The following is a 22,817-nucleotide window of genomic DNA, read 5'->3' as shown; positions in this document are numbered from 1 at the left end:
TGTGTGCATCCCATAAAAATCAAACGATTAACCCTTGCGCTAAGGCGCCTGATAATTGAACGTTGCGGTAAATCTTTTGGTTGTTTGCCCGGCGAACGCCTCGCTCGGGAACGGCTTCACTGAACTGATGCTTTGCAGGCTGCTCATCGCCGCGCGGTTCAACAGCATGCTGGCGGCTTTGTTGGCGATGCCGGAAGAGAGCACCCGCCCGCTGCGATCGACCTCCAGCCACACTTCGACGTTGCCCTGCGGGCGCTCGAGTGAGGCCTGACGCCCGCTTGGGTAGCGCTTGCGCTGTTCCAGCTCGCGGCGCAAGGCCAGCAGATAGCCGTTTTCAATCGCCTGCGCGTTCACCTTCGGCGCCGCGGGGGCGGCCGGTGCGGGCTGCGCCGCCGGTTTGCTGACCAGCGCGCGCGGCGCGGCGGGCGCCGGCGTCGGTTTAGGTTTCTCTACCGGTTTGGCTTTCTCTTTTACCGGCTTGGGCTTCGGCTTCGGCTGCGGTTTCGGCACCGGCTTGGCTTCCACGATCGGTTCCGGCGCCGGCACCACCGGTTCGGGGATCGGCTCCGGCTCGGGCGGCGGCGGTTCGGGCTGAGGTTCCGGCGGCGTTTCCGGTTGAGGTTCAGGCGCCGGTTCAGGCTCCAGCAGCGCCAGTTCGATGGCAGTTTCGTCGTAGCGCGGCTGGATCTTCAGCGCCGCCTGCTGGCTGGCGAACAGCAGGCAACCGGCGACAATCAGCGCCGGCAGCCAGCTGAAAAGATGACGTGAGCGATAGAGCAGATACATGTCACAGCTTCCGTGTCGCGATGGAGACGGAGAAGAAACCGCCCTGGCGCAGGTTGTCCATGACCGCCACCAGCCGCTCGACCGCCACGCCCTTGTCGCTGTTGACGATGATGGTGGTGGTCTGGTTGGCCTGCTGCTGTTGCTTGAGCGTAGTGACCAACGCGCCGAGCGCGATCGGCTGGCCATCCAGCTGCAGCTGTTCGTCGGCCCCCAGCGTGATAATCGCTTTCTTCTGCGGTTTCAGCTGCTGCGCACTGCCGGCGGACGGCAGCTGCGTTTTCAGCCCGAGCGCCGGAATGACGTTCAGGCTAATCAAGACGAAAAACACCAATAAAAACATCATCACGTCGATCATCGGGATCAGTTCGATGTGCGCTTTGTTCTTTTTCGGTTCGTTCCAGTTACGCATGACACTCCCTCCCAAAAGCGAAGCAGCCAATATAGGAGGGGTATGTTTACCTTTTGTTACGCTTGTGTGATCTTATTTTCACAGTGTGGTTTTTTTGCGAGAATTTTTTCAATGGCAGGCGATAAGGGAGAAGATATAACTTATTAATTAGCGATAGTTTTTATTGGAATAATTGCGATATGGGTATTTCAGAGAGCCAAAGCCAGAGAGGATAATGTGAGAATAGTGACAGCCCAAACGGTCACTACAACAAGACCTCAAGCCCGTGCTTACGTACGATCGAAAGCAGCTTAAGCGACACGCCGCCGGGCCGTTTCACCCCCGTCTCCCACTTCTGTATGGTCGATACGCTGGTATTCAGATAACGGGCAAAAACCGGTTGGCTTAAACATAGCTGCTCACGCAAGGCTTTGATCTCTTGGGGCTGTAACATCTCGACCGGAGCAAGGCAAGACTCGTCGAAACTGCGTAGGGTTTCCAGAGAAATGGCGCCAGTACGATGCAATCCTTCAGCCGCGCTGTGAATCGCCTCAAAGGCCGGACTCCGAAACGTTTTTTCCTTCTTCATGGCAAATCTCCATCCATTCGTTCTTTACGACCAAGGATTGGAGCATTTCGTCGCTCAACGCGCCAAAATGCACCGCCAACTTGCGAAAAGCTTGCAATTCCGCCCCAGAGATATTGGCCTGGACCTGCTTGGCAAACAAAAAAACATACACCCAATGCCGACCGTTTTTCGCTAATACCAACGCACGGTCCCGATTGTGATTAAGACGTTTTTTAAATACACCACCGCCTAAATCCACAGCCAAACCCCGTTGTACATCGTGTACCGCCCGACATAATGCCTTATCGGTAATGCCGTGCGCCTGAGCCTTCTTGCTAAACCAACGAGTTTTAAATGTACGCATTGCAATGACTTCCCCATGAAACATAGCACTGAGTGAAACACTTTTCCAGAGCATTCCTTCTCGCCAGCATCACCTCAAACGTCGATGATGGCCACCATGGGAAACCCGATTTGCATGATGGCGCGCATCATGACTTCTTTCTGTGCAATGCTGAGGGCATCATTGCGAACGCACACGCAACAACATGTTTTACAAGCATAAAAAAAGACGCCCGCAGGCGTCTTCTTGGCATTTTCACTGAGGCCGGAAGGCTTTCAGTTCACTTTCACCGGCATACCGGAACGGGCCTTGATCGCCGCGTCCACTTCGCTCTGGTTAACACCGGCGTCCATCAGCACTTTGCCGACTGGCGCGGAAATGGTCAGCGGCACCGGATCTTTCGATTGCAGCTGCTCTTCGTTGGCCGACAGCGGGTTGTGCACTTCCACATAGCGCGAGCCGTCCGGTTCGACGGTGGCTTTCATCGGTTCGTTGATGAACTGCACGCGAGTGCCGACCGGCACGTTCTCGAACAGGTACTTGATGTCGTCGGCACGCAGACGCACGCAGCCGTGGCTCACGCGCAGGCCGATACCGAAGTTGGCGTTGGTGCCGTGGATGGCGTACAGGCGGCCAACATACAGCGCATACAGCCCCATCGGGTTGTCCGGGCCGGCCGGGAACACCGCAGGCAGGATCTCGCCGTCAGCCGCATATTCAGCGCGCATCTTGGCGGTCGGCGTCCAGGTTGGGCCGTCTTTCTTGCGCTGCACGGTGGTGGTCCAGTTCAGCGGGGTGTCTTTACCCAGCTGGCCGATGCCGATCGGCAGCACCACCACGGTGTTGGAACCTTTCGGGTAGTAGTACAGACGCATCTCGGCGCTGTTGATGATGATGCCTTCACGCGGCGCGTCCGGCAGGATCAGCTGCTGCGGAATGGTCAGGGTGCTGCCGGCCTTCGGCAGGAACGGATCCACGCCCGGGTTAGCCTCCAGCATGTTGCTCAGCCCCATCTGATACTGGGCGGCGAAGCTTTCCAGCGGCAGTTTGCTGTCTTCCGGTACGGTGATTTGGATATTCTCGCCCACCAAACGGCTGTCTTTTGGCGGCAGCGGGTAGACGACGGCGAAGGCAGCCTGGCTGAATGCAACCAGTGCCGTAAACAGGGTTAGTAACGCGCGAATGCTCATTTTCATCTTCGTGTTGGTCAAGGCCACTGGCGATTATGGGTATCGGTTTCTACGGCCACTTTACCCCGTTGAATTTCAGCCGACAGCCAACGGCGCTGCGGCCTGAAAAGCCAGGGGGGTTTGACCGGATGCGCATTATATGTGCACATCAATCAAAGTGTGAACCATTACCGATGTAATATCGCAATTTTTTGTAACCTGACGCGCCACGAAGGCGATTTTTTGCGAGAACCGCCTCCTAACTGGCGGCGGCCAACGCTTCCCCCCGCCGAATGGGGATCAGATATTCACAGCGGATCGCCGCGCCGCCGAGCGGGCAACAGCCCTCCTGCGCCGGGTAGAAACGCTCGATATCCTGCCCCGGCCGGCGGATGGCGTTCATCTGCGGCATGGCAGTGTCATACAATCGGACAATAAAGTTTTGTAACCCTTCCGCCTGCCCCTGATAGGTGAAACGGGCATACTCCCCCTGTTCGATAGTCACCCGCTCCCCCATCGCCCCTTCGTCCGGCAAAGCGGCGGTATACGCCATACGCGGGCAGCCCCGGCGTTGCCTGTCGACCTCCAGGCTGGTGAGGCCGTACACCACCTCCGGCAGCGCCTGCGGCCGCAGCAGTTGCCGCCAGGCATGGCGGCGCAGCTCGCACTTGGAGTCCGCCAACTGCCCTAGCGTGAAGCTGCGGCGCTGGGTGTTGCCCACCAGCTGCATGGCGGGCAGCGTCACGATGTCGGCCTGCGGCAACGGCGCTTCGGTCAGCCGCAGCGGCGGCTGCAGGCCATAGCTCGACCAATCTTGGCTGCGGCGATAGCTGGCCGGCGGCAAACCGAATTGCTTGCGGAAGCAGCGGGTGAAGGTCTGCTGTGAATCGAACTGGTAAGTATCGGCGATGCAGGCCACGCTGGTGCCGGTCAGGCGCAGTTCGCGCGCGGCGGCGGTCAGCCTTCTGCGGCGCGCGTAAGTGCCGAGAATATGGCCGGTATGCTGCTTGAATATCCGCTGCAAATGCCACTTGGAGTAGCCGGACTTGGCGGCAATGTCGTCCAGCGTCAGCGGCTGATCCAGGCTCTGTTCGATCCAGGCCAGCAGCTGTTCAATCACCTGTTGCTGGTGCATGGTATTCCCCTTATTTGCTCAGTAATGTCTGCGCCAGCATCCGGCCTGTGGCTTCATCGGTGGCCACCAGTATCGGATAACCCCAGAATTTGGCGCCGTATTCGGCGAATTCTTCCGCCGCCGCGCGTTTGGCGTCGTCCGGCTCCAGCATGATCATGCCTTTCACCCACTGCTTCAGCGCCTCGCGGTTATCGCGTTTCCACAGCGCCACCTGGGTGCGGGCATCGCGATCGTGCTCTTCACCTTCATCGCCGACGCTGCGGTCGGTCATCAAGACAAAGGGTTCGGCGCGCGCCAACAGCGCGCTGAATTCAGCCAGCTCGGCCTGGGTATCGCGCCCGTTTCGGCGCATCCACACCAGCGGAAAAGTGGCGGTATCGAGTGACATAATCAGTTTCCTCGCGAAAGGGTTTTAGGACTGGCGCTTACTTTATCGGCACCGACGCTAGACCACATTGCGCAATCAGGACATAATACTTTTCAATTCCGCCAAATTGAGAATTATTCTCATGAAAGTACAGATCCCTCGCCGCAATCTCGATATCGATCAGGTGCCGCGCCCGCTGTTCGCCGTACAGAGTTCCACTATCGAACAGGACTGGGAAGTCGAGCCGCACCGTCATCAAAAGGCGCAGCTGATCTATACCGTGCGCGGCATGATCCGCTGCGAAGTGGAAAACGGCCTGTGGCTGGTGCCACCGCAGTGCGCGCTGTGGATGCCGGGCAACGTGTTGCACAACGCCCAAGGCGCCGGCTCAACGGAAGCTTACTGCCTGTTCGTCGATCAACACGTCGTCGCAGGCTTGCCGCAAAGCTGCTGCACGCTGTCGGTCTCGCCGCTGCTGCGCGAACTGCTGCTGCAGGCCACCACCTTCGAGCCGCTCTACGACGAACAGGGCGCCGAAGGGCGCCTGACGGCGGTACTGCTGGATCAGCTGGTGGCCGCGCCGATCGAGAATCTGCACCTGCCAGTATCAGACGACGCGCGCATCCGGCAGTTGACCGAAGGCATGCTGAGCTGCCCGGCGGACAAATCCACCCTCGGGCAGTGGGCGCAGCGCATCGGCATGAGCGAGCGCTCCCTCAGCCGCACCTTGCAACAGCAGATGGGCATGAGCTTCGGCCACTGGCGGCGCCAGCTGCACGTGATGCTGGCGCTGCAGCGCTTGACGCAGGGCGAGAGCGTACAGACGGTAGCGTTGGATCTGGGCTATGAAAGCGCCAGCGGCTTCGTCACCATGTTCAGAAAGGCGGTGGGCAAACCGCCGGCGCGTTATCTGGCGGAGCGCAACGCCTCCGGGCAACCCCTGGGCGGCGCGATCAGCATGTGAACGGCCGGCGTATGCCGGCCTGGCAAGAGGCGGATCAGAAGTCGTAGAACACCGTAATCCAGGTGGAGTCCGGCTCGTTGTCGCTGCTGTTGGCCAGCGTGCGCTCCACATACACCGACAGACCGTAACCAATGGTGGTGCCCGCGCCAAGGTAAACGTGGTTGGCGTGATACGCCTCGTCACCCTTCAGCCGCAGCGAGTCCGCCGCCACGTAAGGCTGGATCGATTTGAGGAACGGCTTGTCGATATTGAAGGTGTAACCGACAAAACCTTCCAGCCCGTAGCCGTCACCGGCGAAGAAGTGCGACAGTGTGCGCTGGCGGGTGCTCGGCACATAGTCTTTGTAATAGCTGGCGGTGCCGACGATGTACCAGTTGTTCGGCTGCCAGGTCAACGCGGTGCCGGACAGCTGCTGGTGATAATCCTTTTCGCTGTACAGATTGTCTTTGATCTTCGCATCGGTATAACTGTAGGCCGCGCTGAAGGTGAAGTCTTTCGTCACCTTGTAATCGAAGCCCAACCCACCTCCGCCCTTGCGGCGGTAAATCAGGTTATCCGCAGTGTGCAGATCGTCTTCCGGCAATAAATAGTTGGCGTACAGCGTCACCGGCCCGAAATCATTGGTGTACTTGATGCTGTTTTTCGGTTTATTGCCGCCGTCGTAGTCGCCGGAAATACCGATGCCGGTGCCGCCCGCATGGCCATCGTTATCCCAGACGTCGCTTTTGATGCCGACCACCGAATAATAGATGCCGTATTGATGGCCGTAGGTCAGGGTACCGTAACGATCGTCCTTGAAACCGGCGTACAGCTGGCGCTGATAGTCGCGCTTGCCGTCTTCGTTATAGTGCCCGTCCCAGCTGAGCGCGTGCGCAAGATCCACGCCCCACTCGTAATAGCCGATGATCGAGGTGTCCTGCGTCAGCGCATAGTCGCCGCTGAAGCGAAAACGCGTGCCGCCGTCGTGGCCGTTTTTGTCATAGCCCGGCTCCGGGCCGTTATTGAAGATCCACTCGGGGCGAATGCTGCCGCCCACCTTTAAACTGAGCGGCGCCAGCAACACATTACTCTGCGGGTTTTTATCCAGAATGGTGATCTCGGCCTGTGCGCCGGCGGATAACGCCAACAGCAAGACGCCGCCAATGAATATTGGCGTTGTATTTTTTCTCATTATTACCCCTGCCCGAAAAAATTATTGTTATAAACACGGTGGTCTTAAGCCACGCGGAAATAATTACCCGATGTAAACAGCGCACGCAAGATATAAAAACTCACGTCATAATCTGCCATTATTCCAGGCTGGCTTTATTTTCAGCATAAACGTGTTCATCTGTAACGCGAAGAAAAACAATGTAATAACCGCAGCACGAAATAAACCAATCCGCATCTTTTATCCAAAATAACCCGGCGTGATTATCCGGGAATAAAGATAGCAAATAACAAATAAATATTATTGCCGCAGGTAAACCGTCACGCAGGGGAATTAACTAAAGGCGGGAAATAACGACGGAGCGCGTTGCGCGCTCCGGGAGAGAGAATTCACTACTGCGCCAGCCAGCCGCCGTCCATGTTCCAGGCGGCGCCGCGCACCTGCGCCGCCGCATCACTGCACAGGAACAGCGCCAGCTCGCCGAGCTGCTCAGGCGTGACGAACGCTTGCGAAGGCTGCTTCTCCGCCAACAGCTCATCGCATGCCTGCTGCGGATCGGTCCCGGCGGCAATGCGTTTGTCGATCTGCTGCTGCACCAGCGGCGTCAGCACCCAGCCGGGGCAGATGGCGTTGCAGGTGACGGGCGTGCGCGCGGTCTCCAGCGCCAGCGTCTTGGTCAGCCCCACCACGCCGTGCTTGGCCGCCACATAGGCCGACTTGTCTTTCGACGCCACCAGCCCGTGCACCGACGCCACGTTGATGATGCGCCCCCAGTTGCGCTCGCGCATCCCCGGCAGCGCCAATCGGCAGGTGTGGAACACCGCCGACAGGTTGATGGCGAGAATGGCGTTCCATTTCTCCACCGGGAACTGATCCAGCGGCGCCACGTGCTGAATGCCGGCGTTGTTCACCAGAATATCCACGCCGCCGAACTCGCGTTCGGCATAGTGCATCATGTCCGCTATCTGGCCCGCATCGCCGAGATCGGCGCCGTGATATCCCGGCGCGGCGCCCAGCCGCGCGACCTGCATTTGCGCCTGCTCCACGTCGCCGAAGCCGTTGAGGATCACGCGCGCGCCGGCGGCGGCCAGCACGGATGCTATCCCGAGGCCGATGCCGCTGGTCGAGCCGGTCACCAGCGCGGTTTTGCCTTGTACACTCATGGTATCGCTCCTTTAAACAATGCCGGTCAGGTAGAACACGCCGATCACGAACAGCACCGCGGCGCTCTTGATCAGGGTGATGGCGAAGATGCCGCCATAGGCCTGCCGGTGGCTGAGGCCGGTGATCGCCAGCAGGGTGATCACCGCGCCGTTGTGCGGCAAGGTGTCCATGCCGCCGCTGGCCATCGAGGCCACCCGGTGCAGCACCTCCAGCGGAATCTGTGCCGCATGGGCGGCGGCGATAAAGCTGTCGGACATCGCCGCCAGCGCGATGCTCATGCCGCCGGAGGCCGACCCGGTGATGCCGGCCAACAGGGTGACGCTGATCGCTTCGTTCAGCAGCGGGTTGGGGATCGCCGACAGCGCCTGCGACAGCACCAAAAAGCCCGGCAGCGCGGCGATCACCGCGCCGAAGCCGTATTCGGAGGCGGTGTTCATCGCCGCCAGAATTGCGCCGCCGACCGCCGTCTTGCTGCCTTCCGCCAGCCGGCCGCGAATATTGCGAAAGCCGAACACCACCACCAGCAGAATACCCGACACCAGCGCCGCTTCCACCGCCCAGATGGCGGTGATCTTCGCCACATCGGTGGTGATCGGCTTGGCCAGCCCCGGCAGCGTCAGGTCGTGGCTGGCGCCGTACCACTGCGGGATCCAATGGGTGAAGCCAAGGTTGAATACCCCGACCAAAATCAACGGCAGGATGGCGATCAGCGGGTTCGGCAGGTTGATGTCGTCCGGGGTTTCCGGCTCGTTCAGCAGATCGGTACCGTAACCCTCCCCCTTCAGCTGCGCCTTGCGCCGCTGGCGTTCAAGATACAGCAGACCGACCGCGATGATGAACAGCGAGCCGATCAGCCCCAGCCAGGGCGCAGCCCAGGCATTGGTGCCGAAGAAACTGGTCGGGATGATGTTTTGGATCTGCGGCGTGCCCGGCAAGGCGTCCATGGTGAAGGAGAAGGCGCCGAGCGCCACGGTAGCCGGGATCAGCCGCTTGGGGATACTACTCTGGCGGAACAGCTCGGCGGCGAACGGATAGACCGCGAACGCCACCACGAACAGCGACACCCCGCCGTAGGTCAGCAGCGCGCACACCAGCACGATCACCGGAATGGCGTGACGCCGGCCGAGAATGCGGATCGCCGCCGCGACGATCGAACGGGAGAAGCCGGACAGCTCGATCAGCTTGCCGAACACCGCCCCCAGCAGGAACACCGGGAAATAGAGCTTCACGAAGCCGACCATCTTCTCCATAAACAGCCCGGTGAAGGTCGGCGCCACCGCGCCGGGATCGGTCAACAGCACCGCGCCCAGCGCGGCGATCGGGGCGAACAAAATCACGCTGTAGCCGCGATAGGCGGCCAGCATCAGTAATCCCAGTGCTGCCAGGGCAATCAAAACGCTCATCGGACACCTCGCTATCGTTGTTATTGTCAGGTACGGAGTGCGAAATTACGGTTTCAGCGCAAAGCGCAGCTGATGCGCCCGTCGCCGTTGAATGCGTTCCCTGCGGGCTTCATCCCAAAGATAAAATCCCCGGCCGCTGCGCTGGCCGGTATCGCCGCGCTGCAGCCGCTGTTCCACCAGCGCCATCATCTCGTCGCCGGTCGCCAGTTCCGGGAACAGGTGGCGAGCGATGTCCGCCACCGTCGCCAGCCCGGTCATGTCGGCGGCCTCCAGCGGGCCGACCATGGCGTAACGCCGCCCCAGCGAGGCGCGCATCACCTGATCCACCACCTCGGCGCTGGCGATGCCGCTGTGGACGATGTGCAGCGCCTCGCGCAGCACCGCAAACTGCAGCCGGTTGCCGACAAACCCCGGCGCGGCGCGCTCCAGCAGCACCGCCTCCAACGCCATCCCGCCGAGCAGCGCCTGCACCGCCGCCAGATGGCGCGGATCGGTGGCGCGGCCGGGCACGATCTCCACCAGCGGGATCAGGTGCGGCGGGTGCCAGAAGTGGGCGATCAGCAGGCGCTGCGGATGGGTCATGCGCGCCGCCAACTCGTCCGGCGGCAGGCCGCTGGTGTTGCTGGCAATCACCGCGTCGTCGGCGATCAGCCCTTCCAACTGCTCATACAGCGCGTGCTTCAGCTCGAGCCGTTCCGGGATCGCCTCGATAAGCAGCCGGGCGCGCGCCACGTCGTTCAGATCGCCGGTCACACGCAGGCGCGCCAGCGCCGCATCGCGCTCAGCGTTATCAAACTGCCCGACGTCGCTCAGCTCGGCCAGAATGCCGCTCGCCACCGCAGGCGCTTCCACCCGCCGCTGCGGATCCGGGTCATACAGCAGCACCTCATGGCCGTGGCGAATAAAGTGGGTGGCGATACCCACCCCCATCAGCCCGGCGCCCAGTACCGCATAGTCAGATGACTGCATGGTGCCCTCCTCGGTTGTTTACGGGCGCTCTACCGCCAGCGCCACGCCCTGCCCGCCGCCGATGCACAGCATCGCCAGCCCCTTGTTCACCCCACGGCGCTGCATTTCGAACAGCAACGACACCAAAATGCGGCAGCCGGACGCGCCGATCGGATGCCCCAGCGCGATCGCCCCGCCGTTGACGTTGACCCGCTCCGCCTCCCAGCCCAGTTCTTTGCCCACCGCCAGCGCCTGCGCGGCGAAGGCTTCGTTGGCTTCGATCAGATCGACTTCCTCCAGCCGCCAGCCGGCTTTTTCCAGGCAGCGGCGCGCGGCCGGCGCCGGGCCGATGCCCATGATCGCCGGATCGACGCCCGACGACGCGTAACCGGCGATGCGCGCCAGCACCGGCAAGCGCAGCGCGGCGGCTTTTTCCGCGCTCATCAGCAGCACCACGGCAGCACCGTCGTTGAGCGACGAAGCGTTGCCGGCGGTCACCGTGCCTTCCTTGCGAAACGCCGGGCGCAGCCGCGCCAGCGCCTCCAGGCTGGTGTCGCGCGGCTGTTCGTCGTGCTCAACGCTCAGCGCTTCCCCCTTCGGCTTCGGCACCGTCACCGGCGTGATCTCCTGCACAAAACGCCCGGCCTGCTGTGCTGCCTGCGCCTTCTGCTGCGAGCGCAGCGCGAACTTGTCTTGTTCTTCCCTGCTGATGGCGTATTTCTCCGCCAGGTTCTCGGCGGTGATGCCCATGTGGTAGTCGTTGAACGCGTCCCACAGGCCATCGTGGATCACGCTGTCCACCATCTGCGCGTGACCGAGGCGCAGGCCGGCGCGCGCGCCGGCCATCAGGTAAGGCGACTGGCTCATGCTCTCCTGGCCGCCGGCGATCACCGCGTCGGCGTCGCCGCTGCGGATCGCCTGCACCGCCAGATGCACCGCCTTCAAACCGGAGCCGCACACCTTGTTGATGGTCAGCGCCGGCGTCGTCACGGGCAGCCCGGCATTCAGCGCGGTCTGGCGCGCCGGATTCTGCCCGCAGCCGGCGGTCAGCACCTGGCCGAGGATCACTTCATCGATCTGCTGCGGCGCCACGCCGCTTTGCGCCAGCAGCCCCTGCACCACCGCCGTGCCCAGCTCCACCGCCGTCAGCGGCGCCAGCGCGCCGTGAAAACTGCCGACCGGCGTGCGCGTCGCCGCCACAATCACCACTTCACGTTGTTGCACATTCACCTCCCGTTTCAGAAACGCATTTCCGGCACATGCTCCGGCACGATCAGCCGGCCGGCGGTTTTGGCGACAATCTCCGCCACGCTGACGCCCGGCGCGCGTTCGCGCAGCACGAAGGCGCCCTCTTCAATTTCCAGATAGGCCAGATCGGTCAATACCTTGCGGATGCAGTTGGCGCCAGTCAGCGGCAGCGTGCAGCGCGGCAGCAGCTTGGACTCGCCGCCTTTCGCGGCGTGGGTCATCACCACGATGATGTTCTCCGCCCCCGCCACCAGATCCATCGCGCCGCCCATGCCCTTGACCATCTTGCCGGGGATCATCCACGAGGCGATGTTGCCCTCGACGTCCACTTCAAACGCCCCCAGTACGGTCAGATCGACGTGGCCGCCGCGGATCATGGCGAACGACTGCGCCGAATCGAAGATCGACGCGCCGAGGCGCGCGGTGACCGTCTGCTTGCCGGCGTTGATCATGTCGGCGTCCAGCTGCTGCTCGGTCGGGAACTCGCCCATCCCCAGCAGGCCGTTTTCCGACTGCAGCATCACGTCCATGCCCGCCGGCACGTAGTTGGCCACCAGCGTCGGGATGCCGATGCCCAGGTTGACGTAGTAACCGTCCCTCAGCTCTTGCGCCACGCGCTGCGCCATTTGTTCACGGGTAAGCATGCGAATTCTCCTTATGCCCGCAGGGTGCGTTGTTCGATACGCTTTTCGAAGGTGCCCTGAATCAGCCGATCGACGTAGATGCCGGGGGTGTGGATCGCCGCCGGATCCAGCTCGCCCGGTACGACGATCTCTTCCACTTCCACCACCGTGATGCGCCCGGCGGTCGCCATCAGCGGATTGAAGTTCTGCGCGGTGTGGCGGTAGATGACGTTGCCGAAGTAATCGGCCTTCCAGCCTTTCACGATGGCGAAATCGCCGGTGATGGCGGTTTCCATGATGTAGGGGCGGCCGTTGAACTCGCGCACCTCTTTGCCTTCGGCGATCGGCGTGCCGTAACCGGTGGCGGTGAAGAACGCCGGGATGCCGGCGCCGCCGGCGCGGATCTTCTCCGCCAGCGTGCCCTGCGGCGTGAGATCCACCTCCAGCTCTCCGCTGAGCGCCTGCTGCTCGAACAGCGCGTTTTCACCGACGTAAGATCCCACCACCTTGCGGATCTGATGGGTTTCCAGCAGCCGCCCGAGGCCGAACCCGTCGACGCCGCAGTTGTTGGAAACCACCGTCAACCCGCGCACGCCGCGCCGGCGGATCTCTTCGATCAGATTTTCCGGGATGCCGCACAGGCCAAAGCCGCCCGCCAGCACCGTCATGTTGTCCGTCAGGCCTGCCAGCGCTTCCTGGTAGCTGCCGACGCGTTTGTCGAGCCCTGCCATATCGTTGCCCCTGCATGTTGCGGCGCAGGGCGAAATGCCCTGGCTTGCGTGAGGGCATCTTCAGGTCACAAAAATGATTTGTTAATTTTGTTTTTATGCCGCATTCATTTAGAATTTTTATTAATCAGTCGTTAACCGACAATTAACAAAGAGTTAACGCCAACCAAAATGAAAATGAGCATCAAACAGTTACGTGCGTTTTTAGCGGTAGCTCACACTCTGAATTTCGCCCAGGCCAGCGAGCGGCTGAATATTTCTCAGCCGGCGCTCAGCCTGGCGATCCGTGGGCTGGAAGACGCGCTGGGCGGGCCGCTGCTGCTGCGCACCACCCGCCGGGTGACGCTGACGCCGGAGGGGGAAACCTTCTTCCCGATGGCGCGCCAGCTGCTGGCGGATTGGGACAACGCGGAAGAGGCGATGCGTCAGCGCTTCACCCTGCAGATGGGCAAGGTGGCGATCGCCGCCATGCCGTCGTTCGCCGGCAACCCGCTGCCGCCGATCCTCAAGGCGTTTCGCGATCGCTATGCCGGCATCAACGTGGCGGTGCATGACGTCATCAACGAACAGGTGTTTGAAATGATCCGCGAAGGGCGGGTAGAGATGGGCATCGCCTTCGAGCCGGAGCCGAGCGACACCCTGCACTTCACCCCGCTGTGCCGCGATCGCTTTCTGGCGGTGGTGCCGAAGGATTCGGCGCTGGCGCGCAAGGCGCAGGTGAGCTGGAAGGAGCTGCTGACGCTGGATTTCATCACCCTGCAGCGGCCATCGGCGGTGCGGCTGCTGCTGGAGCAGGAGCTGGCCCGCAGCGGGCGAACGCTGGAGGTGGCGTTTGAAAGCCACCAGTTGGTGACGGTCGGGCGCATGGTGGCCAATGGCCTCGGTGCCAGCGCGGTGCCGGCGCTGTGCGAGAAACAGATGGATGAGCTGGGGGCGGTCTGCGTGCCGCTGATCGGCCCGATCATCGAACGGCGCGTGGGCCTGATCCGCCTGGCGCAGCACCAACTCTCTTCCGCCGCGCAGGCGCTGGCGACGGTGATCGAACGAGAAATGGCGGGGAGTGGCGGGCAGCCTGCGCTTAAACCGTAAACCCGACGTGCTTGCCGCCCGGCAGCTCAACGTCCAGGCGCAACGTGCCGCCCATCGCTTCCACGTAGCGTTTCAGGGTCGAAATCTTCAGTTCATTGCCGCGCCCTTCGATGGCCGCGACCGAAGGCTGGGAAATGCCCAGCGTTTTCGCCAATTCCTGTTGGGAAATATTCAGCGCTTCCCGCAGCTGGTGCAGGTGTGCTTCAAACAGCATCTCTTCGGCCATTTCCTCGATGCACCGGCGGCTCTCCGCGGTGCGGGAGGCCAGCAGTTGCTTTAAGGTACTCATGGGTTACTCCTTGAAATAACACATCAAATATTGGGTGAACTGCGCATCCGCGATGGGCAGAGAAGAAAACATGCGGATTTGGCGAGGTAATGAAGCACGCAACCCGATTTTTTATTTATGAATTAATATAAAAATAATAAATCATTCTCCATATCAATCAATTAATTACACCAAGCACGCCTTTGCCTTTCCGTCTTGTGAGCGAACGCAAAAGATTATGACAAAGTGGGTTAATCATGTCTGAACTTTCGCTATGGTGCTTTTTTCATGTTTTAACGGATTAAAACCATGGCCACAACTCAAGGAAACGCCAGAAAACTTACGGCCGGTGAAATCACATTGGCTAGACTGCTCTACAAAAATGCTGTCGATTACTCCCGCGTTCGCGTCCATAACGGCAGCTATTTCCCCTTCGGCTTACAGCATGAAGATACGGCCGTAACACCAAATGGCACGCTCTATTTTATGCCCAAACACTTTCAAGAAGACTTTGCCACGGCAAACGCCTACGATCAGCATTGGTTTATCCATGAAATGGCGCATGTCTGGCAATATCAATTAGGCATGAACGTACGTCTGCGCGGGTTGGCTAGTTGGGCGGTTTCCTATCAGTATTCCTTGCCCAATTATCATCTTCTATCCGATTATGGAATGGAGGCACAGGCAAGTATCATTGCTGACTATTTCTACCTAACTAAATTCGGACGCAATGGCTTTCAAGTAATCACCAACTACAGCGGCATTATTGGGCCAGACATCAAAAAACGCTATGAATGGGTATTGCGAGCTTTCCTGAACAATCCAAAGAACCGGAACACCTTGTCATGATAAGACTTTATCTCTCGTTACTGTGCGCACTGCTACTGAACGGCTGTCAATCCACTCAACCCTGGTACCATCCGTTGGATGTCTCACTAAAAGACAACCAACCTTGCTTTGCAGTGCCTATCAACAGTGTTCGCAGCGGCGACAGCCTGCAAAACCGGGGAGTGATCGTCTCACGACAGGAACAACGGCAATGGCATATCGTCTGGACCTCACCAGAAGTCACTCCGTTGCCTGACCTGAAACCAGGGCAATGCGTCACTTATCCGCAGGTAAACTGGGCTGCGGGAGAATACTCGGTCTTGCTCGGCGTCTCGATGAATAACGATACGGAAAGGCGTAAATACATGAGAACCTTTACTTTGAGCATCGAGCGTAATGGAAAGACACTATTACGTAGCGATCATTAAGCTACCCATCGTTGTATTTTCAGATGATTCTCCGATCGAGAGCGTGAGGCCAGAACCTGGCCTGCACCACCGGCCGCGAACAGGAGTGCGCCAAGATCGCGGTGAAGGGATACAGTCATTTTGCGGCAAGTACTGCGGCGGGGATTTGGGTAGGGAATGCAGGTGCAGGTCTTGCGATTGCAGCCTGTTCAATTGTGTTAGGTGCAGCAACAGCAGGAACAGGTGTGATCGTTTGTGGTATCGCTGGAGCCGCTATAGGCGGCGCAGCAGGATCCACACTGGATGGCATGGGTTCCGATTATTTGACGACGTTAGTGGTAGGTGAATGATGAAATTTATCGTCATATCGTGTTTGATATTGCTGGTTTTAAGCGCCTTCATCCAGTTCATTGGTTATCGTCGCCATAAAAAAGAGTTTGATGCTTTCTATCAACATTACGCTGGCAGCGGACATTTTATTCCGCCCTACGTCGCCTTTGCCGATAGCCTCGGCATGCTTGGAACCTCATTGAAAGCACAGTGGTTTCTTTGGATTCTGAAAAGGAAAAAAATAAAAATAAGGGATCAAGTTTGGCTCGATGCGAAAACCTACGATTTCGTGCAAAAAACCGCCTCTCCTGAGCTACAGAAGTGGCTGGCGATGGACTTTATACTTTTGCTCGTAGAAGCCATTATTACCACCGTGGGCTGTATTTTTATTTATCTCATCAAAATCAGCGTATAAAAATGATCAATTATATTGAGTCTTACATAAAAGAGATAAAACTCTTAGTGGTATTACTATTCTTTCTTTTCCTTCTTATCGCTATTATCCAATTTATTTACTATCGACTTCATAAAAAAGAGTTTGATCTCTTTTATCAACACTATGTGGTGAGTAAACACCCTGTTCCACTTTTTGTCGTGATAGCGGACAACCTTAACTTCATCGGTGTTTCACTAAAAGCCCAGTGGTTTCGTTGGATTTTGAACAACCGGAAATTAAAACTGACTCGCAACGTTTGGCTAAGTCCCAAAACCTACGATTTCGTTCGAGCAGCTTCATCACCAAGGTTAAAAAATTGGATCCGTAATGATTTCAGATTATTAATGTTACAAGGAGCACTCTTAATCATCATGTGTCTCCTGAAGTCGGTCTAATCCCCCTCCACCGCCTGCACCGCCGCCTTCTGCGTGGCGCGCTGATATAAGCACAGCTCCCTGCCCGGCTGGTTTTTCATAAACGGCTGCGGGTAGCGCCCACCGATAAACAGCGCCGAATAGCCGACGTCATCACCGTAGTGAACGATCGCCCCTTCCACCCTGGCGTTTTTTAGCCCGCTGGCTTTCAGGCAGGCGGCGCGCATCGCCCGCTCGCTCTCGGCCCACGCCTGTGGGGAAGACGCGGTGGCGTGGAACGCGGCCAGCGCGGCGATAAGCAGCCCTATTCTCTTCATCGTTATCTCTCCTTCTACGGCCCATCTCGCCAGTATAGACCGTGCCGACCCGGCCAGCCCGCCGCGCTCTTTACGGCATTTTTATTCCGCGCCCCGTTAACGTTACGGCGTTTTTACAGACAGTTTTTGCCGCCGCAGATACCCTTTTCACATCGCCGCTATGGCCTCACAAGAGAGTTGTCTCATGCGTTTATCCCTGCCTCTGGCCGTGACCGGTCTTCGTTCTGGAGCGCGCCATGCATTCTAATATCATCGGCTTCAATCCTCTGCTGGCGGAGCTGCCCACATCGCCGACGCGCACCTTCCGCAAAGAGCTGGAACACTACCTGCAGCGCTATCCGGATACCGAACAGCTGGATATTTATCTGCACGATCTGAACGGCCAGCTGCGCGGCAAGCGCCTGCCGATCGCCGAAGCCTTTGGCCTGGAAAAAGGCTGCTACTTCCCGCTGTCGATCTACGCCCTGGATCTGCACGGCCGGGTGATTGAAGAAAGCGGGCTGGGGCAGCGGGCGGGGGAGCCGGATCGGCTGTGCCTGCCGGTGCCCGGCACGCTGCGCCCCTGCGCGCGCGATCCCGAACGCCACGCCCAGCTGCTGCTGACGATGCAAAACGCCGACGGCGGCGCCTGCGAGCTGGAGCCGCGTGTGGTGCTGCAACGGGTGCTGAAGCGCCTGCACGAGCGCAACTGCTTCCCGGTGGTGGCGGCCGAACTGGAGTTCTACCTGCAGGATCCGCAGCGCCCCGCCGAGGCGGAAACCTGCCCGACGCAGAGCTTCGCGGTGGATGCGCCCGAGCGCCACCATGCGCTGCTGAGCGACATCGAACGGCACGCGCGGCTGCAAAGCCTGCCGCTGACCGGCGTGGTGGCCGAAGCCGCTTCCGGCCAATACGAGCTGAATCTGCATCACAGCCGGCGCGTGCTGGAAGCCTGCGACCAGATCATGGCGCTGAAACGCCTGACGCGGCAGATTGCCGAGCAGCATCACCAGCACGCCTGCTTTATGGCCAAGCCCTGCGCCCACGCCGCCGGCAGCGGGCTGCATTTCCATATCAGCTTGCAGGACGAGCACGGCGAGAACCTGCTGACCGGCGCGCCGGGCGAACTGAGCGATAACATGCAGCAGGCGATGGCGGGCATGCTGGCGCTGATGCCGGCATCGATGGCGATCCTGGCGCCCAACATCAACGCGTTTCGCCGCTTCCGCCCCGGCATGCACGTGCCGCTGCGCGCCTCCTGGGGCCACAACAACCGCACGGTGGCGCTGCGCCTGCCCTGCGCCGACAGCGCCAACCAGCGTATCGAATACCGCCTGGCCGGCGCCGACGCCAACCCTTATCTGGCGCTGGCGGTGATGCTCGGCGGCCTGTTGCACGGGCTGGAACACCCGCTGCCGCTGCCGCCCGCCGCCAACGGCTGCGAGAGCGATAACGCCGCGCCCTTGCCGCTCGGCCAGCAGGAGGCGCTGGCGCTGTTCCGCCACAGCGATCCGCTGCGTGAGCTGCTCGGCCCGGCGTTCTGTACCCTGTGGCACACCTGCAAAAGCGCCGAGCTGCGCCGCTTCGAGGAACAGGTCACCGCCGCCGAACTCGGCTGGATGCTGTAACCGACCTCCGATTCGTTAACCTAAGGATAATCATGAACATGCAACCGCAACGGGCGTCCGTGCAGCCGCTGCTCTGCTGGCGCAAAGGCGTTTTTCATATCAGCACCGATCGGCAGTTGTTGGATATCGACGCGATCCAGCGTTTCCTCAGCCTGCAGGATCGGGCGGCGGCGGAGCGCCTGGTACACCACGGCCTGTGCTTCGGGCTATACCGCAAGCGCCACCTGCTCGGTTTCGCCCGCATGGTGACCGACTACGCCACCTTCGCCTCGGTGAGCGAACTGTTCGTCAGCGCCGAGTACCGCGGCGTCGGGCTGGGAAGCTGGCTGGCGCGCTGCTGCCTGGCGCACCCGGCTTTGCGCGGCCTGCGCGTCACGCTGCCCGCTCTGCAAGCGCCCTGGCGCGCCGATGGTTCGGCGCACGCCCTGCGTGCCCTTCACTGATAAGGAGACCCTCATGTCTCGTTTGGTGCTGATTTCCAACAAGCAGTGCGACGGCAAGGATCTGGCCTGCGCCGGCCAGACGCTGGCGGCCGACGCCGAACCGGGGCTGTGGCTCGGCTGGAACGGCGACGTGCAGAATTTCGCGCAGCGCCCGATCAGTTGCCGCCAACGTGCCGGTTATGATCAGGTGACCTTCCCGTTGTCGATCGAAGAGTTCCGCCGCCACTATCAGGGCTACTACCACGACGGCCTGTGGCCGGTGTTCCACAACCAGCCGGAGAAAGCGCACTTCACGCCGGAAAACTACCGCGCCTACCGGCAGCTGAACCGCCGTTTCGCCGATATCGCCTGCGAACACCTGTGCCCGGGCGACATCGTCTGCATCGACGACTACCAGCTGCTGCCCTGCGCGCAGGCGCTGAAGGAACAGGGGCTGCTGAACGCCTGCGCGTTCTTCTTCCACCTGCCGTTTCCGTCGGCGGCGCTGCTGCGGCGCATCCCGGAACATCGCCAGCTGATCGCGTCGCTGCTGTTCTACGATTTGATCGGTTTTACCACCACCGACGATCGCAACGCCTTTCTCAGCTGCCTGGCGGGCGAATTCCCGCTGGAGATGCTGCCCGACGATCAGATCCAGGCCAACGGGCATCTGTTCGCCACCGGCATTTTCCCCGCCGGCATCAACGGCAGGCAGATTTATTGATTTACGGCGGTGCGCCCCCTTCGGGCGCGCCGTTTTATTTCGCCGTGATTTATTTTCACCGTATTTACCGCCATCAAAATAGGTTATTTTATTTTCTGAATATAGCGATTAAAAAATGAATATTCATCCTGTTACATATCAACCGTAAAAACCCTACGCCGCCAATTGCTTTTTATCAGCGAAACACATTACCCTCTCCCTGCCATATTTAAACCGAGGAGGGCCCCATGGGCGATGAAAGTTTTAGTTTTACGCTAATGCTATTGGGCGTCTTTCAGTAATGCCATCCGCGTTGCATTCTGAAAGACACAGAATGCGGCATCCGCTCCCCTTCTGACGGTTTTCCCGCTCTGCCTGCCCGCCCATCGCCCCGCTGCGAAAACAACGTCTGTCTCAACCGCTACAGCGGTATTTATCTGGTGTCGCCGGGCCTATTACCCGAGCGGCGACGGATTTCTTATGGGAAAAATAAGGTATTGCGTTATGCAAAATAACCGGGGTACATCTATTTTCAGAAAGTCTTATTTAAATGACTTTATCGTTATCGCCATCGGCGTTTTCTTCATTGCCTTTTTTATTCGCGCGTGGGGCGACATGCACGGCGACTTCAATGAACAAAACGTCTCTGCCATTAGTCTCGATGCCTGGAACCTGCTTTATTATTCGCTCAGAACCAGCATGCGTTTTCTCCTCGGCATGGCCTGGTCGCTGCTGTTTTCTGTGGTGTTCGCCGTGCTGGCCGCGCGCTATGCGCCGCTGCGCCGGGTGATCTTGCCCTTCGTCAACTTTATGGAGTCGGTGCCGCTGGTGGGGTTCCTGACCTTCACGACCGTGTACTTTCTCAACCTCTACCCGCACAGCGTGATGGGGCTGGAGTGCACCGCCATCTTCGCGGTGTTTACCGGCCAGGCCTGGAACATGATGCTGACGCTGTATCAGACGCTGCGCATCGTGCCCAAGGAGCTGGATGAAGCCGCCCGCAGCTTCAATTACAACCCGTGGCAACGCTTCTGGCGGCTGGAATTCATCTATTCGGTGCCGGGCCTGCTGTGGAACGCCATGGTGTCGCAATCCGCCGCCTGGTTCGCCCTGGTGGCCTCCGAAGCCATTCCGGTCGGCGATCGCTCGGTCGAACTGCCCGGCGTCGGCTCCTATATCGCCGAAGCGCTGGCGCAGCAGAACGTGCCGGCGATCCTGTATGCGATCGTCGCGCTGGCCGCCAACATCGTGCTGCTCGATCAGCTGGTTTTCCGCCCGCTGGTGCGTTACACCGCCCGCTTCAAATACGAAGACGTCACCGCCAATCGCCCGCTCGGCAATCCGTGGTTTTACAACAGCCTGGCCTTCTCGCACGTCGGCGCGGCGCTCGGCCGCACGCTGCGCGCGCTGGCTGACCTGTGGCTGTTCAAACTGCCGCGGCTGTGGTACGCCCTCGGCCTGCACCGCCTGTTCAGGCTCGCCGCCAAGGGGAACTGGTTGTGGCGCAGCCTGTGGTATCTCGGCGTGGTGCTGGCCTGCGTCTGGTTCGGTTACCGGCTGTGGGAATACTTCCCCAAACAGTACTTCGCCATGCTGCCGGAATGGATGCTGCTCACCACCGCGCGCGTGGCCGCGGCCATGCTACTTAGCGTGGCGATCTTCACGCCGCTGGGGGTGTGGATCGGCATGAATCCGCGGCTGGTGAAGATCTTCCAGCCGATCATCCAGATCCTGGCGGCCATTCCGCCCAATATTTTCTACCCGCTGATCGCCGCCTTCATCGCCATTTATCACCAGGATCTCGGCTGGTGGGCCATCCCGATGATCATGCTGGGCACCCAGTGGTACGTGTTGTTCAACGTGATCGCCGGCGTTTCCGCCATTCCGACGCAGATCACCGAGGTCAGCGAAACCTTCGGGCTGCGCCGTTTCCGCTGGTGGCGCTACTACATGCTGCCGGCAATTTTCCCCTACATCGTGACCGGCATCATCTCCGCCGCCGGCGGCGCCTGGAACAGCGCCATCGCCGCCGAGGTGATCCAGTGGGGCAGCACCACCCTCAGCGCCACCGGGCTGGGCGCGTTCATTTCCGTCGTCACCGACGCCGGCAAGAACCCGGAGTCTGCGCTGGGCTGCGCCGCCATGTGCGCGCTGGTGGCGCTGTGCATCATCTTCGTCTGGCAACCGCTGTATCGCATCGCGGAAACCAAATTCAAATATGACTGATCAAGGGGGAACAACATGCTGACTCAAGAGGTAATTATCAGCGCCCGCCGGCTGAACAAGACGTTTATCGGCGAAAACAAGCGCCCCACCCCCGTGCTGCGCGACGTGTCGCTGACCGTGCACGCCGGCGAGTTCGTCACCATTCTGGGGCAATCCGGTTCGGGTAAGTCCACGCTGCTGCGCATGCTGGCCGGGCTGATCCCGCCGGACAGCGGCACGCTCACCCTGGCGGGCAAACCGATCAATGGCCCGAGCGCGAACGCCGGCATGGTGTTTCAATCCTACGCGCTCTACCCCTGGCTAACGGTGTACGACAACATCGCCTTCGGGCTGCTGGCGCAACGGCTGCCGCCGCAGACGATCGCCGAGCGGCTGGGGGCGCTGCTGCGCCTGGTGGGGCTGAGCGGCTATGAGCACGCCTGGCCGCGCGAGCTCTCGGGCGGCATGCGCCAGCGCGTGGGCTTCGCCCGGGCGTTGGCGGTAGAGCCCGATGTCTTGCTGCTGGACGAGCCCTTCTCCGCCCTCGATATCTTTACCGCGCAAAAACTGCGCAGCGATCTGCTGGCGCTGTGGAGAGACAACCGGCTGCGCACGCGCGCCATGGTGATGGTGACGCACGACGTCGAAGAGGCGGTGCTGATGTCCGATCGGGTGCTGATCCTGGACGCGACCAGCAAACGGATCGATGACGAATTCAGCATCAATATTCCCCGCGCGGCGCGCAACCGGGACAGCCTGCGGCACCTCACCGATCGGATCCGCAGCTGCCTGTACAAAAAAATCGCGCGGGCGCAACCGGCCGGATAAGGCCGCATTTTCGTTAACT

The 22,817-nt window shown here is 60.2% G+C and carries 26 protein-coding genes; 10 read left to right on the top strand and 16 right to left on the bottom strand.

Annotation, left to right across the window (positions count from 1 at the left end; translation table 11 throughout):
• Positions 1-39: 39 nt before the first annotated feature.
• From GUC32_RS02635 to GUC32_RS02605, 7 genes are all read right to left on the bottom strand, one after another.
• Entirely contained in the window at positions 40-786 is a 747-nt protein-coding gene (locus GUC32_RS02635) for an energy transducer TonB (protein WP_369435541.1), read from the bottom strand.
• 1 nt (position 787) lies between these two features.
• Positions 788-1,195: a biopolymer transporter ExbD gene (locus GUC32_RS02630; protein ID WP_049207797.1), complete on the bottom strand. Its 408-nt coding sequence runs from the start codon at positions 1,193-1,195 to the stop codon at positions 788-790.
• A 244-nt stretch (positions 1,196-1,439) separates the two neighbouring features.
• The gene (locus GUC32_RS02625) at positions 1,440-1,763 is read right to left on the bottom strand and encodes a DNA-binding transcriptional regulator (protein ID WP_049207794.1); all 324 of its coding nucleotides are present in this window, start codon (positions 1,761-1,763) and stop codon (positions 1,440-1,442) included.
• Positions 1,726-2,106, bottom strand: coding sequence for a type II toxin-antitoxin system RelE/ParE family toxin (locus tag GUC32_RS02620; protein WP_033641319.1), 381 nt, complete (start codon positions 2,104-2,106; stop codon positions 1,726-1,728). The genes GUC32_RS02625 and GUC32_RS02620 overlap by 38 nt, the downstream gene beginning before the upstream one ends.
• A 254-nt stretch (positions 2,107-2,360) precedes the next feature.
• Complete coding sequence (locus GUC32_RS02615; RefSeq protein WP_025305160.1) at positions 2,361-3,281, bottom strand: L,D-transpeptidase family protein; 921 nt, start codon at positions 3,279-3,281, stop codon at positions 2,361-2,363.
• A gap of 232 nt (positions 3,282-3,513) precedes the next feature.
• On the bottom strand, positions 3,514-4,389 hold the full coding sequence (locus tag GUC32_RS02610) for a helix-turn-helix domain-containing protein (RefSeq protein WP_043136214.1): 876 nt from the start codon (positions 4,387-4,389) through the stop codon (positions 3,514-3,516).
• Positions 4,390-4,399: 10 nt separating this feature from the next.
• On the bottom strand, positions 4,400-4,777 hold the full coding sequence (locus tag GUC32_RS02605) for a hypothetical protein (RefSeq protein WP_049204575.1): 378 nt from the start codon (positions 4,775-4,777) through the stop codon (positions 4,400-4,402).
• 121 nt (positions 4,778-4,898) lie between these two features.
• Between GUC32_RS02605 and GUC32_RS02600 the strand changes: the two genes are divergently transcribed.
• On the top strand, positions 4,899-5,720 hold the full coding sequence (locus GUC32_RS02600; RefSeq protein ID WP_049204574.1) for a helix-turn-helix transcriptional regulator: 822 nt from the start codon (positions 4,899-4,901) through the stop codon (positions 5,718-5,720).
• A 34-nt stretch (positions 5,721-5,754) separates the two neighbouring features.
• Here the strand turns inward: GUC32_RS02600 and GUC32_RS02595 are convergent, their stop codons facing one another.
• The 7 genes from GUC32_RS02595 to GUC32_RS02565 form a co-directional block, all read right to left on the bottom strand.
• Positions 5,755-6,891 (bottom strand): porin, encoded by a 1,137-nt coding sequence (locus GUC32_RS02595; RefSeq protein ID WP_369435540.1) that lies wholly within the window; start codon positions 6,889-6,891, stop codon positions 5,755-5,757.
• A gap of 371 nt (positions 6,892-7,262) precedes the next feature.
• A complete protein-coding gene (locus GUC32_RS02590) occupies positions 7,263-8,033 on the bottom strand; it encodes a 3-hydroxybutyrate dehydrogenase (RefSeq protein ID WP_197759188.1) in 771 nt (256 codons plus the stop codon).
• A 12-nt stretch (positions 8,034-8,045) separates the two neighbouring features.
• The gene (locus tag GUC32_RS02585) at positions 8,046-9,437 is read right to left on the bottom strand and encodes a GntP family permease (RefSeq protein WP_043136224.1); all 1,392 of its coding nucleotides are present in this window, start codon (positions 9,435-9,437) and stop codon (positions 8,046-8,048) included.
• A gap of 45 nt (positions 9,438-9,482) precedes the next feature.
• Positions 9,483-10,406 carry a 3-hydroxyacyl-CoA dehydrogenase family protein gene (locus GUC32_RS02580; protein WP_043136227.1) on the bottom strand — a complete coding sequence of 308 codons (924 nt, stop codon included), beginning with the start codon at positions 10,404-10,406 and terminating at the stop codon, positions 9,483-9,485.
• Positions 10,407-10,424: 18 nt separating this feature from the next.
• A complete protein-coding gene (locus GUC32_RS02575) occupies positions 10,425-11,609 on the bottom strand; it encodes an acetyl-CoA C-acetyltransferase (protein WP_043136230.1) in 1,185 nt (394 codons plus the stop codon).
• Between the two features lie 14 nt (positions 11,610-11,623).
• The gene (locus GUC32_RS02570) at positions 11,624-12,277 is read right to left on the bottom strand and encodes a CoA transferase subunit B (RefSeq protein WP_197812973.1); all 654 of its coding nucleotides are present in this window, start codon (positions 12,275-12,277) and stop codon (positions 11,624-11,626) included.
• 11 nt (positions 12,278-12,288) lie between these two features.
• Complete coding sequence (locus GUC32_RS02565; RefSeq protein WP_148123096.1) at positions 12,289-12,987, bottom strand: CoA transferase subunit A; 699 nt, start codon at positions 12,985-12,987, stop codon at positions 12,289-12,291.
• A 168-nt stretch (positions 12,988-13,155) separates the two neighbouring features.
• Between GUC32_RS02565 and GUC32_RS02560 the strand changes: the two genes are divergently transcribed.
• Complete coding sequence (locus GUC32_RS02560) at positions 13,156-14,073, top strand: LysR family transcriptional regulator (RefSeq protein ID WP_049272489.1); 918 nt, start codon at positions 13,156-13,158, stop codon at positions 14,071-14,073.
• Here GUC32_RS02560 and GUC32_RS02555 read toward each other — a convergent pair.
• The gene (locus GUC32_RS02555; RefSeq protein ID WP_025305149.1) at positions 14,063-14,362 is read right to left on the bottom strand and encodes a helix-turn-helix domain-containing protein; all 300 of its coding nucleotides are present in this window, start codon (positions 14,360-14,362) and stop codon (positions 14,063-14,065) included. The genes GUC32_RS02560 and GUC32_RS02555 overlap by 11 nt on opposite strands.
• 288 nt (positions 14,363-14,650) lie before the next feature.
• On the opposite strand from GUC32_RS02555, the gene GUC32_RS02550 reads away from it, so the two are divergent.
• The 3 genes from GUC32_RS02550 (at position 14,651) to GUC32_RS02540 (ending at position 16,321) form a co-directional block, all read left to right on the top strand.
• On the top strand, positions 14,651-15,190 hold the full coding sequence (locus GUC32_RS02550; protein WP_025305148.1) for a hypothetical protein: 540 nt from the start codon (positions 14,651-14,653) through the stop codon (positions 15,188-15,190).
• Positions 15,187-15,597 (top strand): putative T6SS immunity periplasmic lipoprotein, encoded by a 411-nt coding sequence (locus GUC32_RS02545; protein WP_127146464.1) that lies wholly within the window; start codon positions 15,187-15,189, stop codon positions 15,595-15,597. Before GUC32_RS02550 ends, GUC32_RS02545 begins: the two co-directional genes overlap by 4 nt.
• 325 nt (positions 15,598-15,922) lie before the next feature.
• A complete protein-coding gene (locus tag GUC32_RS02540) occupies positions 15,923-16,321 on the top strand; it encodes a hypothetical protein (protein ID WP_369435539.1) in 399 nt (132 codons plus the stop codon).
• Positions 16,322-16,733: 412 nt separating this feature from the next.
• Here GUC32_RS02540 and GUC32_RS02535 read toward each other — a convergent pair whose 3' ends face one another.
• A complete protein-coding gene (locus tag GUC32_RS02535; protein ID WP_163966142.1) occupies positions 16,734-17,033 on the bottom strand; it encodes a hypothetical protein in 300 nt (99 codons plus the stop codon).
• A 236-nt stretch (positions 17,034-17,269) separates the two neighbouring features.
• On the opposite strand from GUC32_RS02535, the gene GUC32_RS02530 reads away from it, so the two are divergent.
• The 5 genes from GUC32_RS02530 (at position 17,270) to GUC32_RS02510 (ending at position 22,798) form a co-directional block, all read left to right on the top strand.
• Complete coding sequence (locus GUC32_RS02530; RefSeq protein WP_141997167.1) at positions 17,270-18,640, top strand: glutamine synthetase family protein; 1,371 nt, start codon at positions 17,270-17,272, stop codon at positions 18,638-18,640.
• Positions 18,641-18,672: 32 nt separating this feature from the next.
• Positions 18,673-19,083, top strand: coding sequence for a GNAT family N-acetyltransferase (locus tag GUC32_RS02525; protein WP_025305143.1), 411 nt, complete (start codon positions 18,673-18,675; stop codon positions 19,081-19,083).
• 13 nt (positions 19,084-19,096) lie between these two features.
• Positions 19,097-19,786 carry a trehalose-6-phosphate synthase gene (locus GUC32_RS02520; protein ID WP_148123093.1) on the top strand — a complete coding sequence of 230 codons (690 nt, stop codon included), beginning with the start codon at positions 19,097-19,099 and terminating at the stop codon, positions 19,784-19,786.
• A 483-nt stretch (positions 19,787-20,269) separates the two neighbouring features.
• Positions 20,270-21,991 carry an ABC transporter permease subunit gene (locus GUC32_RS02515; RefSeq protein WP_049294776.1) on the top strand — a complete coding sequence of 574 codons (1,722 nt, stop codon included), beginning with the start codon at positions 20,270-20,272 and terminating at the stop codon, positions 21,989-21,991.
• Between the two features lie 15 nt (positions 21,992-22,006).
• The gene (locus GUC32_RS02510; protein ID WP_369435538.1) at positions 22,007-22,798 is read left to right on the top strand and encodes an ABC transporter ATP-binding protein; all 792 of its coding nucleotides are present in this window, start codon (positions 22,007-22,009) and stop codon (positions 22,796-22,798) included.
• Positions 22,799-22,817: the final 19 nt, after the last annotated feature.

This window comes from Serratia sp. NGAS9 (assembly GCF_009905295.1).
Taxonomy (GTDB): domain Bacteria; phylum Pseudomonadota; class Gammaproteobacteria; order Enterobacterales; family Enterobacteriaceae; genus Serratia; species Serratia bockelmannii.
This window is presented reverse-complemented; position numbering and strand designations above follow the sequence as displayed.

Excerpts from the sequence above, each read along its gene's own strand:
- GUC32_RS02570 (WP_197812973.1), bottom strand. The coding sequence starts at position 12,277 with ATGCTTACCCGTGAACAAATGGCGCAGCGCGTGGCGCAAGAGCTGAGG.
- GUC32_RS02625 (WP_049207794.1), bottom strand. The coding sequence starts at position 1,763 with ATGAAGAAGGAAAAAACGTTTCGGAGTCCGGCCTTTGAGGCGATTCAC.
- GUC32_RS02510 (WP_369435538.1), top strand. The coding sequence starts at position 22,007 with ATGCTGACTCAAGAGGTAATTATCAGCGCCCGCCGGCTGAACAAGACG.
- GUC32_RS02600 (WP_049204574.1), top strand. The coding sequence starts at position 4,899 with ATGAAAGTACAGATCCCTCGCCGCAATCTCGATATCGATCAGGTGCCG.
- GUC32_RS02595 (WP_369435540.1), bottom strand. The coding sequence starts at position 6,891 with ATGAGAAAAAATACAACGCCAATATTCATTGGCGGCGTCTTGCTGTTG.
- GUC32_RS02590 (WP_197759188.1), bottom strand. The coding sequence starts at position 8,033 with ATGAGTGTACAAGGCAAAACCGCGCTGGTGACCGGCTCGACCAGCGGC.
- GUC32_RS02585 (WP_043136224.1), bottom strand. The coding sequence starts at position 9,437 with ATGAGCGTTTTGATTGCCCTGGCAGCACTGGGATTACTGATGCTGGCC.
- GUC32_RS02605 (WP_049204575.1), bottom strand. The coding sequence starts at position 4,777 with ATGTCACTCGATACCGCCACTTTTCCGCTGGTGTGGATGCGCCGAAAC.
- GUC32_RS02535 (WP_163966142.1), bottom strand. The coding sequence starts at position 17,033 with ATGAAGAGAATAGGGCTGCTTATCGCCGCGCTGGCCGCGTTCCACGCC.
- GUC32_RS02550 (WP_025305148.1), top strand. The coding sequence starts at position 14,651 with ATGGCCACAACTCAAGGAAACGCCAGAAAACTTACGGCCGGTGAAATC.
- GUC32_RS02540 (WP_369435539.1), top strand. The coding sequence starts at position 15,923 with ATGATGAAATTTATCGTCATATCGTGTTTGATATTGCTGGTTTTAAGC.
- GUC32_RS02515 (WP_049294776.1), top strand. The coding sequence starts at position 20,270 with ATGCAAAATAACCGGGGTACATCTATTTTCAGAAAGTCTTATTTAAAT.
- GUC32_RS02610 (WP_043136214.1), bottom strand. The coding sequence starts at position 4,389 with ATGCACCAGCAACAGGTGATTGAACAGCTGCTGGCCTGGATCGAACAG.
- GUC32_RS02560 (WP_049272489.1), top strand. The coding sequence starts at position 13,156 with ATGAAAATGAGCATCAAACAGTTACGTGCGTTTTTAGCGGTAGCTCAC.
- GUC32_RS02635 (WP_369435541.1), bottom strand. The coding sequence starts at position 786 with ATGTATCTGCTCTATCGCTCACGTCATCTTTTCAGCTGGCTGCCGGCG.
- GUC32_RS02525 (WP_025305143.1), top strand. The coding sequence starts at position 18,673 with ATGAACATGCAACCGCAACGGGCGTCCGTGCAGCCGCTGCTCTGCTGG.
- GUC32_RS02545 (WP_127146464.1), top strand. The coding sequence starts at position 15,187 with ATGATAAGACTTTATCTCTCGTTACTGTGCGCACTGCTACTGAACGGC.
- GUC32_RS02565 (WP_148123096.1), bottom strand. The coding sequence starts at position 12,987 with ATGGCAGGGCTCGACAAACGCGTCGGCAGCTACCAGGAAGCGCTGGCA.
- GUC32_RS02555 (WP_025305149.1), bottom strand. The coding sequence starts at position 14,362 with ATGAGTACCTTAAAGCAACTGCTGGCCTCCCGCACCGCGGAGAGCCGC.
- GUC32_RS02530 (WP_141997167.1), top strand. The coding sequence starts at position 17,270 with ATGCATTCTAATATCATCGGCTTCAATCCTCTGCTGGCGGAGCTGCCC.
- GUC32_RS02620 (WP_033641319.1), bottom strand. The coding sequence starts at position 2,106 with ATGCGTACATTTAAAACTCGTTGGTTTAGCAAGAAGGCTCAGGCGCAC.
- GUC32_RS02520 (WP_148123093.1), top strand. The coding sequence starts at position 19,097 with ATGTCTCGTTTGGTGCTGATTTCCAACAAGCAGTGCGACGGCAAGGAT.
- GUC32_RS02630 (WP_049207797.1), bottom strand. The coding sequence starts at position 1,195 with ATGCGTAACTGGAACGAACCGAAAAAGAACAAAGCGCACATCGAACTG.
- GUC32_RS02615 (WP_025305160.1), bottom strand. The coding sequence starts at position 3,281 with ATGAAAATGAGCATTCGCGCGTTACTAACCCTGTTTACGGCACTGGTT.
- GUC32_RS02580 (WP_043136227.1), bottom strand. The coding sequence starts at position 10,406 with ATGCAGTCATCTGACTATGCGGTACTGGGCGCCGGGCTGATGGGGGTG.